The sequence below is a fragment of the Streptomyces sp. NPDC047022 genome, assembly GCF_040644155.1.
GTDB lineage: Bacteria > Actinomycetota > Actinomycetes > Streptomycetales > Streptomycetaceae > Streptomyces.
Genome location: NZ_JBEYVV010000001.1, coordinates 467,224 through 479,514, shown reverse-complemented (window position 1 = coordinate 479,514; position 12,291 = coordinate 467,224). Strand labels below are relative to the sequence as shown.

The 12,291-nt window shown below is 72.6% G+C and carries 11 protein-coding genes; 5 read left to right on the top strand and 6 right to left on the bottom strand.

Annotated features, from left to right (window positions below; genetic code table 11):
* Positions 1 to 2 precede the first annotated feature (2 nt).
* Positions 3 to 1,289 carry an iron uptake transporter deferrochelatase/peroxidase subunit gene (gene efeB, locus ABZ845_RS02125; RefSeq protein WP_360972434.1) on the bottom strand — a complete coding sequence of 429 codons (1,287 nt, stop codon included), beginning with the start codon at positions 1,287 to 1,289 and terminating at the stop codon, positions 3 to 5.
* Between the two features lie 79 nt (positions 1,290 to 1,368).
* Positions 1,369 to 2,505: an iron uptake system protein EfeO gene (efeO, locus tag ABZ845_RS02120; RefSeq protein WP_360971938.1), complete on the bottom strand. Its 1,137-nt coding sequence runs from the start codon at positions 2,503 to 2,505 to the stop codon at positions 1,369 to 1,371.
* 204 nt (positions 2,506 to 2,709) lie between these two features.
* Here efeO and ABZ845_RS02115 point away from each other — a divergent pair, with 204 nt between their 5' ends.
* Positions 2,710 to 3,354, top strand: coding sequence for a PhzF family phenazine biosynthesis protein (locus ABZ845_RS02115; RefSeq protein WP_360971936.1), 645 nt, complete (start codon positions 2,710 to 2,712; stop codon positions 3,352 to 3,354).
* A 115-nt stretch (positions 3,355 to 3,469) separates the two neighbouring features.
* Here ABZ845_RS02115 and map read toward each other — a convergent pair whose 3' ends face one another.
* Positions 3,470 to 4,327, bottom strand: coding sequence for a type I methionyl aminopeptidase (map, locus tag ABZ845_RS02110; RefSeq protein ID WP_360971934.1), 858 nt, complete (start codon positions 4,325 to 4,327; stop codon positions 3,470 to 3,472).
* Positions 4,328 to 4,388: 61 nt separating this feature from the next.
* On the opposite strand from map, the gene ABZ845_RS02105 reads away from it, so the two are divergent.
* Positions 4,389 to 4,619, top strand: a complete 231-nt coding sequence (locus tag ABZ845_RS02105) for a hypothetical protein (RefSeq protein WP_360971932.1) — start codon at positions 4,389 to 4,391, stop codon at positions 4,617 to 4,619.
* Positions 4,620 to 4,667: 48 nt separating this feature from the next.
* Here the strand turns inward: ABZ845_RS02105 and ABZ845_RS02100 are convergent, their stop codons facing one another.
* A complete protein-coding gene (locus ABZ845_RS02100; RefSeq protein ID WP_360972432.1) occupies positions 4,668 to 5,954 on the bottom strand; it encodes an MFS transporter in 1,287 nt (428 codons plus the stop codon).
* A 101-nt stretch (positions 5,955 to 6,055) separates the two neighbouring features.
* Positions 6,056 to 6,658, bottom strand: coding sequence for a hypothetical protein (locus ABZ845_RS02095; protein WP_360971930.1), 603 nt, complete (start codon positions 6,656 to 6,658; stop codon positions 6,056 to 6,058).
* 211 nt (positions 6,659 to 6,869) lie between these two features.
* Here ABZ845_RS02095 and npdG point away from each other — a divergent pair, with 211 nt between their 5' ends.
* Positions 6,870 to 7,592, top strand: coding sequence for an NADPH-dependent F420 reductase (gene npdG, locus ABZ845_RS02090; RefSeq protein WP_360971928.1), 723 nt, complete (start codon positions 6,870 to 6,872; stop codon positions 7,590 to 7,592).
* A 13-nt stretch (positions 7,593 to 7,605) separates the two neighbouring features.
* On the top strand, positions 7,606 to 7,854 hold the full coding sequence (locus ABZ845_RS02085; RefSeq protein WP_360971926.1) for a hypothetical protein: 249 nt from the start codon (positions 7,606 to 7,608) through the stop codon (positions 7,852 to 7,854).
* On the opposite strand, the gene ABZ845_RS02080 is transcribed toward ABZ845_RS02085, so the two are convergent.
* On the bottom strand, positions 7,844 to 8,641 hold the full coding sequence (locus ABZ845_RS02080; protein WP_360971924.1) for a site-2 protease family protein: 798 nt from the start codon (positions 8,639 to 8,641) through the stop codon (positions 7,844 to 7,846). The two genes, ABZ845_RS02085 and ABZ845_RS02080, sit on opposite strands and share 11 nt — an antisense overlap.
* Positions 8,642 to 8,931: 290 nt before the next feature.
* Between ABZ845_RS02080 and ABZ845_RS02075 the strand changes: the two genes are divergently transcribed.
* Positions 8,932 to 12,282, top strand: a complete 3,351-nt coding sequence (locus tag ABZ845_RS02075) for a BTAD domain-containing putative transcriptional regulator (protein WP_360971922.1) — start codon at positions 8,932 to 8,934, stop codon at positions 12,280 to 12,282.
* Positions 12,283 to 12,291 lie beyond the last annotated feature (9 nt).

Genomic DNA, 12,291 nt, shown 5'->3' with positions numbered 1-12,291 from the left:
GCTCACGCCTCCCCGGTCAGCAGCGTCCGGCCCCACCAGTCGTCCTTGTCGCGGACGCCGGGCGGGACGGCGAAGACGGCCGAACCCACATGCTGGATGTACTCGTTGAGCGCGTCGGACGCCGACAGGCGGCGCTGGAGCGGGATGAAGCCCTTGCGCACGTCGCGCTGGTAGGCGAGGAAGAACAGGCCCGCGTCCAGACGGCCGAGCCCGTCGGTGCCGTCGGTGAAGGAGTAGCCCCGGCGCAGGATCGTTATCCCGTTGTTCGATTCGGGGTGCGCGAGCCGGACATGCGCGTCCGGCTTCATCGCCTTCAGGAACGGCTCGTCGTGCTCCTTCGCCTTGCCGACCGGCGCGCCCTCGCCCTTGTCGCGGCCGAAGACGTCCTCCTGCTCCTGGAGAGAGGTGCGGTCCCAGGTCTCGATGTTCATCCGGATGCGCCGGGCGACCAGGTACGAGCCACCGGTCATCCAGTGCGGCCCGTCGCCGTCGCCGACCCAGACGAACTTCTTCAGCCGGTCCGGCTCCGTGCCCGCGATGTTGCGGGTGCCGTCCTTGAACCCCATGAGGTTGCGCGGGGTCTGGGCGCCGGGGGTCGTCGAGGAGGTCTTGCCGAAGCCGAGCTGGGACCAGCGGATGGCGACCTTGCCGAAGCCGATGCGGGCCAGGTTGCGGATCGCGTGCACGGCGACCTGCGGGTCGTCCGCGCATGCCTGGATGCACAGGTCGCCGCCGGTGCGGGACTTGTCGAGGTTGTCCCCGGGGAACTGCGGCAGGTCGACCAGGGCCCCCGGGCGCTTGCCGGACAGCCCGAACTTGTCGAACAGCGAGGGACCGAAACCGATCGTCAGCGTCAGCCGCGACGGTTTGAGGCCCAGGGCTTCACCCGTGTCGTCCGGCGGAGCCTCGGCCAGACCGCCGTACGCGCCGTCGCCGATGGCCTTCCCGGAGGTCATCCGCCGGGCCGCATCCGTCCAGTCCTTGAGCATCTGGACGAACTCGGCACGGTCGTCGGTCTTCACATCGAAGGCGGCGAAGTGCAGCCGGTCCTGCACGGGAGTGGCGATACCCGCCTGTTGCGCGCCGTGGAACTCCACGGCGCCACCCATGGCGGCCTCGTCCGGGGCGGCGTCGCCGCCCGTACCGGCCACCGCGACCGCACCGCCGGCGACGGCGGCGCCGAGCGCGAGCCCCGCACCGCCCCAGCCGATCAGTGCACGCCGGGAAGGCGCGGGGGAGGCCTCCCGCGAGATGCCCGAGTCCGTGTCCGTACCCATGTCCGCGCCCATGTCCGCGCCCGTGTCCGTGTCCGTCATGCTTCCAGGTCCCTTACTGTCCCTCGATGTGCCCGTTGCCCTTTTCCGTCCCTTACTTCACGACGGCGGCGGCGAGCTTGGACAGCGGCTCGGCGAGTGCGTTCACCGAGTCCGACAGCTCCTTGCGCTGGTCCTCGGTCACCTTGTCGTACGAGGTGAAGTCGTACGCCGTCTTGTCCGTGCGGTACTTGTCGAGCAGCGTGTTCAGCGCCGCGAACTGCTTGTCCAGCTCCTGGGTCAGGGCGGCGTCGTTCTTCTGAGCGACCGGCTTCAGCAGCTCGTACGCCTTCTGCGCACCCTCGACGTTGGCCTTGAAGTCGGCCAGGTCGGTGTGCGAGTAACGGTCCTCCTCACCGGTGACCTTGCCGGTGGCGACCTCGTCCAGCAGTTCCTTGGCGCCGTTGGCCATGGAGGTCGGGGTGATCTCGGCCTTGCCGACCCGCTTCTGCCAGTCCTTGAGGTCGGTCACCAGCTGACCGGCGACGGCCTTCTCCTCGGCGCCGATCTTCTTGTCCTGCCACAGGGCCTTCTCCAGGCGGTGCCAGCCGGTCCACTTCTGGCCGGCCTCCAGGCCGTCGGCGCGCGTGTCGGTCTTGGGGTCGATGTCACCGAAGGACTCGGCGATCGGCTCGGTGCGCTCCCAGCCGAGGCGCGAGGGGCTGTACGCCTTCTTGGCGGCCTCCATGTCGCCGGCCTGGACGGCCTTCGCGAAGGTCTCGGCGAGCGGCACCGTGGCGTCGGCCTGCTCCTGGGCGTACTCGCGGTAGTCGGCGACGGCCTTGTCCAGCCTGGGGTCGCGCTTGGCGGCCGAGCCGCCGGTGACCGTGAGCTTCTGCCGCACGCCGCGGCCCTTCATGCCCGGACGGCAGGCGATCTCGTACGAACCGGCCTTCACCTCGGCGGTGAGCGTGTACGTGGTGCCCGGGCCGATGTTCTCCTTCTCGGAGACGATCCGGTCGTCCGGGAAGAGGATCTCGACCTCGGTGGCCTTGGAGCCCTTGTTCTCGATCTTCAGCGTGACCTGGCCCGCCGGAACGGACGTGGCCGAGGTGTCGCACTTCGAGTCGGCCGCCGTCACCTGGATGCCGTCGCCGTCCTTGGCGTCGCTCTTCGCGGTGCAGGCCGTGACGGAGGTCAGGGCGGCCGCGGCGGCGACTGCGGTGACGACGGTGTGTCTGACGGCTCGCATGCGTGCTCCAGGTGGCGAACGGCGGGCATCTCGGGGGAGAGGCAGCCCGGACGGTGTGGTGAGGCTTGCCTAAGTTACCTGAGCCTTACCTCACCCACATCCCCCGGGTCCGCGATTTCGCACACCGGCTGTCCGGCGGGGCGTCGCGGCCCCCGGTTCGAGACGGCGGACGGCGGCCTGCCCGGGCGATGTTTGAATGCCCGAGTGACTGACTACGACGTACTGCGGGTCTTCTGCGGACCCGGCGGGGGACACGGCAACGAACTCGGCGTCGTCCGCGACGGTTCCACGGTGCCGGAGCGGGACGACCGCCAGGCGCTGGCCGCCAAGCTCGGCTTCAGCGAGACCGTGTTCGTCGACGACCCCGAGCGCGGTGTCATCGACATCTACACCCCCACCCTGCGGCTGCCGTTCGCCGGGCACCCCTGCGTGGGCGCCGCCTGGCTGCTCGACGTGCCCGAACTCGTCACGCCCGCCGGGGTGGTGGGCGCGCGGCTGGACGGCGAGTTCAGCTGGATCGAGGCCCGCCCGGAGTGGGCGCCGCCGCGGACGCTGCGGCAGTACGCGACCGCCGGGGAGGTGGACCGCCTGCCGGTCCCTCCGGCCGGGGAGTGGCGGTACGCCTGGGCGTGGGAGGACGAGGCGGCCGGCCGCGTGCGCGCCCGTGGCTTCCCCGGCCGTGACGACGGCATCGAGGAGGACGAGGCGACGGGCGCGGCGGCGCTGCTGCTCACGGACCGGCTGGGCCGCGCCCTGAACATCACCCAGGGCGCGGGCTCGCAGATCCTGACGGCGCCGCAGCCGGAGGGCTGGGTGGAGGTCGGCGGACGAGTGCGTCTGGGGCGTTGACGGTCAGCGGCATGCGCGCGAAGCGTGCCGTGCCACGGCGTGCCGTGGCACGGGCGCGGGGAACCGCGCGAAGCCGCCACGCACCCGCTGTCTGCAACACGCCCCCGACGGGGCCCTACGGAAGCGTCAAGATCTCCGCCCCGGTCTCCGTGACGACCAGCGTGTGCTCGAACTGCGCCGTGCGCTTGCGGTCCTTCGTCACCACGGTCCAGCCGTCGTCCCACATGTCGTACTCGTGCGTCCCGAGCGTGAGCATCGGCTCGATCGTGAAGGTCATCCCCGGCTGCATCACGGTCGTCGCGTGCGGGCTGTCGTAGTGCGGGACGATCAGTCCGGAGTGGAACGACGAGTTGATGCCGTGCCCGGTGAAGTCCCGCACGACGCCGTACCCGAACCGCTTGGCGTACGACTCGATGACGCGTCCGATGACGTTGATCTGGCGGCCGGGCCGCACGGCCTTGATCGCGCGGTCGAGGGACTCCCGGGTGCGCTCGACCAGCAGACGGGACTCGTCGTCCACGTCCCCGACCGGATAGGTGGCGTTGTTGTCACCGTGCACGCCGCCGATGTAGGCCGTCACGTCCAGGTTGACGATGTCGCCGTCGCGCAGCACCGTTGAGTCCGGGATGCCGTGGCAGATCACCTCGTTGACCGAGGTGCACAGCGACTTGGGGAAGCCGCGGTAGCCCAGCGTCGACGGGTAGGCGCCGTGGTCGCACATGTACGCGTGCGCCACCCGGTCCAGTTCGTCCGTGGTGACACCCGGCGCGATGATCTTCGCGGCCTCGGCCATCGCCTGCGCCGCGATCCGCCCGGCGACGCGCATCGCCTCGATGGTCTCGGGGGTCTGCACCTCGGGACCCGAGTACGGGGTCGGCGAGGGTTTTCCTACGTACTCGGGGCGGCGGATGTTTCCGGGTACGGAACGGGTGGGAGACAGCTCTCCCGGTACGAGCAGTGACTGGCCAGACATGCCAGCGAGTCTATCCAGCGGGTGTGCGGGAGCATGGGCCGTGGTGAAAGGAGCTCCGTCGATGGCGCTGTTCAAGAAGCGGGCCGCCGGGAAGCCCGGCGAGTGGTACTACTGCCTGGTCCACCAGAAGGTCGAAGAGGGTCCCGAGTGCCCCGCGAAGGACCGTTTCGGGCCGTACGCCTCCCGTGAGGAGGCGCAGCACGCGATGGACATCGCGCGCGAGCGGAACGAGGAGTGGGAGACGGACCCCCGGTGGCATGACGCGCCCGCCGGTGAGCGCGAGGAAGACTGAGGGCTCCCGAAGCGGGCGGCACCGGCGGTCCCGCCCGCTTCGGGAGGCTCAGGCCGCCGTCGCCGTCCGCTGCGACCTCAGCCGTACCGCGTGCTCGTTGGTACGGGCGTCGTAGCGCATCAGCCCCGGCAGGCACAGGGCCAGCAGCGCCACCGCGCCGGTGCACAGCACCCCGCCCGACCAGACCGACGTCCGCACACCCCGCCAGGCCGCCATGCCACCCGAGCGGACCTGGCCCAGCTGCGGGCCGACGGAGTACGACAGCAGTTCGATACCGGCCAGTCGGCCGCGCAGTTCGTCGGGAATCGTCTGGTTCCACATCGCGCCCCGGAAGATCCCGCTGACCATGTCGAGCCCGCCGCCCAGGGTCAGCAGGAGGAGTACCAGCCAGACGTTCCCCGCGACGCCCGCCGCCGCGACCGCGAGCCCCCAGGCCGCCGCCGCGAGGACCACCATCCGGCCGTGCCGGTGGACCCGCGAGGTCCAGCCGCTGGTCAGCGACACGATCAGCGCCCCGGCGGGCATGCTCGCGTACATCAGGCCCAGCGACCATGGCGCGTGCAGGTCGTCGGCCAGGAACGGCAGCACCGCCAGCGGCATCGCGAACAGCATCGCGGCGATGTCGACGACGTACGTGCCCAGAAGCTCCTTGCGCCCCCAGGCGTAGCGCGCGCCCTCCGCGATCGAGCGCAGCGACGGCGCGGCGGCCTCGTGCGAGGCGGGTGACGCCGTGAGGCCCAGGCCCAGCACCACCGACACCGCGAAGGTCAGGAGGTCCACGGCGTACGCCGGGCCCGGTCCGGCGTACGCCACGACCACGCCCGCCAGCGCGGGCCCCGCCACCCCGCCGACCGTCCAGCGCAGCGAGTTCAGCGCGGTGGCGGCCGGCAGGTCCTCGTGCGCGACGATGCGCGGGAGAAGGGAGTCCAGGGCGGGGCGCTGGAGGGCGCTCAGGGCCGAGTCCAGGGCGGCGACGGCGTACAGGGGCCAGACGCCCGGCTCCGGCAGCAGCGCGTTCACCAGCAGCGCGGCGGCCAGCAGCCCCTGCCCGGCCTCGGTGAAAAGGATCAGCTTCCGCTTGTCGTACGCGTCGGCGAGGGCACCCCCGTAGAGGCCGAAGACGATCAGCGGGCCGAGTTCCACGGCGCCGATCGCACCCACGGCCGCCGCGGAGCCGGTGAGGTCCTTGAGCTGCACCGGCAGCGCGACGAAGCTGAGGAAGGTGCCGAAGTTGGTGATCAGACCGGCCAGCCACAGCCTGCGGAAATCCGCCGAGGCACGCCAGGGCGCGAGGTCGGGAAGCAGGGCACGCAGTCGGGAGTTTCGCGCGGACACGGGCGCGGCGGATACGGACAGGGGTGGTGCGGGGGCGTCTTCGGTCACGACGGGACATGCTCAGCCGATCCGGAGCCCCGGGCAACCGGATTTCCTGTCGCTCACCACCGTGGCGGGGGCGGTGACGTCAGCAGATCGGCCAGCCGGGACAGCCGGTCCCGGAAGCGGTGCCGGCCGCGCGGAGCGGGCAGGGCGTTCTCCCCGGCCGCCGCGCTCACCAGGTGCTGGACCGTGTCCAGGTCCAGGTCGGTGTCCCGGGGGACCGCCAGCGACTCGTGCGCCATCGCCGTGAGGTCGCGGTCCCCGGCGTCCAGCGCCAGAACCGTCGCCCCGGCGCGCCGCGCGTCATGGACGCGCTCCAGAAGCCCGGGCCCCGGAGCGGCGGGCGACACCACCAGCAGCGTCTCACCGCGCCGCGCCGCCGACAGCCGTCCGGGCCCCACCGCCAGATGCGCCGGATCCGAGGCCCGCGCCCCGTGGCGCACCAGCGTCGGGGACAGCTCCGGCGTCCCGGACCAGGCCGCCTCGTCCACCAGGTGCGCCGCCAGATGCCACGGCTCGTACTCCTCCGTGCCCACGAGCAGCAGCCCGCCGCCGTACGACACCACGGAGGTCCGCAGCGTCCCCGCGAACCGCCGGGTGGCCCCCATCCATTCGGTCCCGGCGAGCACTTCGCGCAGCAAGGCGACCCGTACGGCGTCCATGCGATGGCATCCTGCCGCAACCGGGCACGCCTGAACCGGGGTTCACCCCAAAATTCGCCCGGCCCGGGCGGGGGCTCGCCCTCATCCACCGCCGGGCTGCTCCACGGGAAGGGCGACTTCGGCGCGTACGGGACGATCGCCTTCCGCGGAATTCCGGTGGCGGCCCTCACCTGAGCGGCGGGCGGGGCGGGGCCGCACGTAGAGTCGGCCCATGACCTCTAGCACCCCTGGTACCTCTAGCGACAGCGCACCCAAGGCCCCCGCCAAGGACCCCTGGGACCTCCCCGATGTCTCCGGGCTCGTCGTCGGCGTGCTCGGCGGCACCGGGCCGCAGGGCAAGGGCCTCGCCTACCGGCTCGCCAGGGCCGGCCAGAAGGTGATCATCGGCTCGCGTGCCGCCGAGCGCGCGCAGGCCGCCGCCGAGGAGATCGGCCACGGCGTCGAGGGCGCCGACAACGCCGAGGCGTCCCGGCGCAGCGACATCGTGATCGTCGCCGTGCCCTGGGAGGGCCATGGCAAGACGCTCGAATCCCTGCGCGAGGTACTGGCCGGAAAGCTGGTCGTCGACTGCGTCAACCCGCTCGGCTTCGACAAGAAGGGCGCCTACGCGATCAGGCCGGAGGAGGGAAGCGCCGCCGAGCAGGCCGCCGCGCTGCTGCCGGACTCCCGGGTCGCCGCCGCCTTCCACCATCTGTCCGCCGTACTGCTCCAGGACCCGGAGGTCGACCAGATCGACACCGACGTCATGGTCCTCGGGGAAGAGCGCGCCGACGTGGAGATCGTGCAGGCGCTGGCCGGGCGCATCCCCGGCATGCGCGGCATCTTCGCGGGACGCCTGCGCAACGCCCACCAGGTCGAGTCCCTCGTCGCCAACCTGATCTCCGTCAACCGGCGCTACAAGGCCCACGCCGGCCTGCGGGTGACCGACGTGTAGTGCGCGGGCGGGCATGGGGGACACTGGACGCCGTACGACCACGCCGTCCGCCCGTCAGGAGCCCACCCCCATGCCCCGCCTCGCCCTCTACGCCCTCGTCGTGTGCATCCTCGCCGTCGCGGCGGCCGTCGTCGCCTTCGTCGAGGGCACCTGGCTGGTGGGGATCGTTTGGGTGCTGCTCGCGGGGCTCTCCTCCAACATGACCTGGTACTACGCCCGCCGGGGCCGCGGCCGTGGGCGCGGCGAGTCGGTCACTGGCTGACGCACATGTCGGGAGTGGGCTGCCAGAAGCGGTACAGCTCCTGACCGCAGTAGCCGCTGAGGTCGTCGATGCCCAGGCTGCCCAGCAGTGAGTGGATCGCATCGAAGAACGCGGTGTTCACCGACGGGATCCACAGGATCGCGAACACGGCGAGCAGCCCGAACGGCGCGAACGGCTCCACCTGGCGCTTCACGCCGTACGACAGCCAGGGCTCGATCACCCCGTAGCCGTCCAGTCCCGGCACCGGCAGGAAGTTCAGGAGCGCGGCCGTGACCTGGAGCAGACCCAGGAACGCCAGCGCGTACCGGAACTCAAGAGGTACGCCGTCCAGCGCGTGCAGCCAGAACGGGGCCGTGCACACGACTGCGAACGCGACGTTCGTCAGGGGGCCCGCCGCGGAGATCAGGCTGTGCCGCCAGCGCCCCTGGATGCGGTGTCGCTCGATGAACACCGCACCGCCCGGCAGACCGATCCCGCCCATGATCACGAAGAGCACCGGCAGGACGATGCTCAGCAGCGCGTGCGTGTACTTCAGCGGATTGAGCGTGAGATAGCCCTTCGCGCCGATCGAGATGTCGCCGCTGTGCAGCGCGGTGCGCGCGTGGGCGTACTCGTGCAGACACAGCGAGACGATCCACGCGGCCGTCACGAACAGGAACACGGCCACACCGGGCTTCTCGGCGAAGCCGCTCCAGGTGGCCCAGCCGGTGACCGCCGTCACGGCGAGGAGCCCGACGAAGACGGGACTGATCCTGCGGTCACTGCGCCGGGTCGCGGCGGTGGTCATGGGGCTCCTTGGACTCGTGCTCCTGTCGAGGACCGCCCGGCCGTACCGGGCGTATCCCGAAAACGTCTCGCGAACGGTACCTGGTTCCGGAGACGGCAGGGGGATGGGGACCTGAACGCTGTTCTACGCGGATCGGCCCACGGAGTGCCCCGGCGGTCGCCGGAGGTGGTGGAGCGCCTCCCGAGGCGGTCCGGGCAGCGGCGCCGGGCGTCCTGGCCCGCCTCGAGGAGTCCGGGGCGCACCGCACCGGCCCCGTGACCCGCGCTGACGCCGACAGGGACAATGGGCCCGTGCGCTATCGCATCCTCGGTACCACCCAAGCACTCTGCTCCGACGGCAGTCCCGTTCCGGTCGGCGGGGCCCGGCTGCGTGCCCTGCTGACCGTCCTCGCGCTGCGGGCCGGCCGGACCGTGCCCGCCGCTCTCCTCGTGGACGAGGTGTGGCACGGCGACCCGCCCGCCGACGCCACCGGTGCCCTCCAGGCGCTGGTCGGCCGACTGCGCAGGGCGCTCGGCGCGGACGCGGTGGAGTCGGCGGACGGCGGGTACCGGCTGGCCGCGGCACAGGACGACGTGGACCTGCACCGCTTCGAGCGGCTCGCCGGTGAGGGGCTGCGCGCACTGGCCGACGGCGACCCCGCGAAGGCCGCCGCCGTCCTCGACGACGCCCTCGCCCTGTGGCACGGGCCCGCCCTCGCGGACCTCCCTGACCGCACCGCCGAGGCGGCCCGCTGGGAGACCCGCCGCCTGGACGCGCGCCGGGGCAGGCTGAGCGCCGCACTCGCCCTCGGCGACGGCGAGCGGCACCTGCCGGAACTGACCGCGCTGTGCGACCTCCACCCCCTTGACGAGCCCCTCCAGGCGATACGGCTGCGCGCCCTGCACACCGCGGGCCGCACGGCTCAGGCGCTGGCCGCCTACGAGGACGTACGGCAGTTGCTCGCGGACCGCCTCGGCTCCGACCCCGGGCCCGAACTGAGGGCTCTGCACGGGGAGTTGCTCCGGCCTGAGGAGCGGGACGTGTCGTGGCCGCCCGCCGCCGTCCTCGACCCGGCGCCCCGGGCCACGGTGCCACCCGGCGGAACGGGGTCCGTCGCCCTCGCGCCCCCCGGCTCGGCGGGCGCCGTCGCCCTCGCACCTCCCGGCAATCTCCGGGCCCGGCTCACCTCGTTCGTCGGGCGGGACGGCGATATCGGCACCCTGCGCGACGACCTCGCCGCTGCCCGGCTCGTCACCCTGCTCGGGCCCGGCGGGGCCGGGAAGACACGGCTGTCGCAGGAGGCCGCCGAGGCCGTCGCGCACACCGTGCCGGACGGGGTGTGGATGGCCGAACTCGCTCCGGTGGAGGCTCCTCAGGACGTCCCCGAGGCCGTGCTCGCCGCACTGGGGGCACGTGAGACCGTGCTGCGCGGCGCCGGAGCCGAGGAGATGCGCGCTGCCGCCGCCGACCGGCACGACGACCCCCTCGTCCGGCTCGCCGAGCACTGCGCACGGCGCCGCATGCTGCTGATCCTGGACAACTGCGAGCATGTCGTGGACGCCGCCGCGCGGCTCGTCGAACACCTCCTCAGACACTGCCCCGGCGTGACGGTGCTCGCCACCAGCCGCGAGGCCCTCGGCGTCCCCGGGGAGCGACTGCGCCCCCTCGGGCCGCTTCCGCAGCCGTACGCCCTGGAACTGCTGGCCGACCGCGGCGCCGCCGTCCGGCCCGGCTTCCGAGTCGAGGACGACTCCGAGGCCGTCGCGGAGATCTGCCGCCGGCTCGACGGACTGCCCCTCGCCATCGAACTCGCCGCGGCGCGGCTGCGCATGCTCTCGCCGCGCCAGATCGCGGACCGGCTCGACGACCGCTTCCGGCTGCTCACCTCCGGCAGCCGCACCGTGCTGCCCCGCCAGCAGACCCTGCGCGCCGTGGTCGACTGGTCCTGGGACCTCCTCGACGAGGACGAACGCGCGGTGCTGCGCCGGCTGTCCGTCTTCGCCGGCGGCTGCGACCTGACCGCCGCCGAGGCCGTGTGCGGGCCCGCCGCGCTGGACGCGCTCGGCTCGCTGGTCGACAAGTCGCTGGTGGTGGCCGAGCCCGCGACCGAGGGGGAGATGCGCTACCGGCTCCTCGAGACCGTCGCCGAGTACGCGGGCGAGCGGCTCGACGCGTCCGGTGAGCGGCCTGCCGCCGAACGCGCCCATCTCACGTACTACCGCGAACTCGCCCGCACCACCGACCCGTTGCTGCGCTCACCGGGCCAGCGCGCAGCGATCGGGCGCTTCCGGACGGAGTACGAGAACCTGCGCACCGCCCTGCGCCACGCCCTCGCCGCCCGGGACGAGCACGAGGCGCTGTGCCTGCTGCTGTCGCTGTGCTGGTACTGGCAGATGGTCGACCTGCGCACCGAGGCCCGTACCTGGTCCAGCGCGGTCACCGAACTGGGCCCCGACCCCTTCACGGCGCCCGTCCAGCCGGTGCCGGACCTCCACGAGAGCTGCACCGACGCCCCGCCCCCGATGAGCCCGGACGTTCTCGACGAGGCCCGGCGCGGCGCCCATCTCGTCCATCTCGCCTGCATGGACATGGACATGCAGGCGTGGGAGACGGAGGAGGCCAAGGAGAAACTGCGCGTCATCAGCGAGACCTACCGGCCCGGCCAGCCGCAGACCTGCCGGATGCCCGGTTTCCTTTGGTTCTTCGCCGTCCTGTTCAGCGCCGACGAGGACCGCGTGCGGGCCGTCATCGACCAGACCGTGCGCACCTGCCGCGAACTCGGTTACACCTGGGAGCTGGGCCAGGCCCTGCAGTCACGGGCCAATATCCTCGCCAACCGGGGTGCCTGGGCGGGAGACGCGACCCGGGACGCGGAGGAGGCGCTGGAGATCTTCCAGCGGATCGGGGACGCCTGGGGCGCTGCCGAGGCCCTGTCCGCCCGGGGTGAGGCACGCGAGCGCTGCGGCGACTACCTGCCCGCCGCCGCCGACTACGAGGCCGCCCGGGAGCACGCCGAGCACCTCGGTGCCCTCTCCCAGAAGGCCGTGCTCGCCGCCCGCCTCGGCAACGTGCTGATCGACGCGGGGGAGAGCGAGCGCGGCGAGCGCCTGCTGCGCCAGACCATCGAGGAGTCCACCAGCACCTTCAGCGAGGCCAGGCCCGCCGCCCGGCTGTTCCTGGCGACCTGGCTCGGCCGCACGGAGCGCACCGCCGAGGCACGCGAGCAGCTCCGGCTGCTGCGCGAGGAGTTCGGGGCCTCCACCTTCGTCTTCTTCGACGGATTCGTGCTCGGCATGGAGGCATGGCTGGACGCGGAGGACGGTCGGCACGACGAGGCCCTGCCGAAGGTGCGCGCCGCGCTCGAGCGGTCCCTGGACCGGATGAGCCGGGTCATCGCGCCGCACATGATCTCGCTGCATCTGACCACCGCCGCGATCGTGCTCACCCACTGGGACGGCGGACGCCGGGCCGGTGACGCGGTGCGCTGCCTGGCGGCCTGCGACCGGCTGCTGCCGCCGGGCCATGTCCGCGGCCCGGCGGAACGTGAGATCCGCGAGCGGGCGGAGGCCGGTGCCCTCGCCGCGCTGGGCGAGGCGGCGTACGAGGCGGCATACGCGGAGGGCGACGGCCTCTCCCCCGAGGAGGCCGTCGCCCTCGTATGACGCGGATCG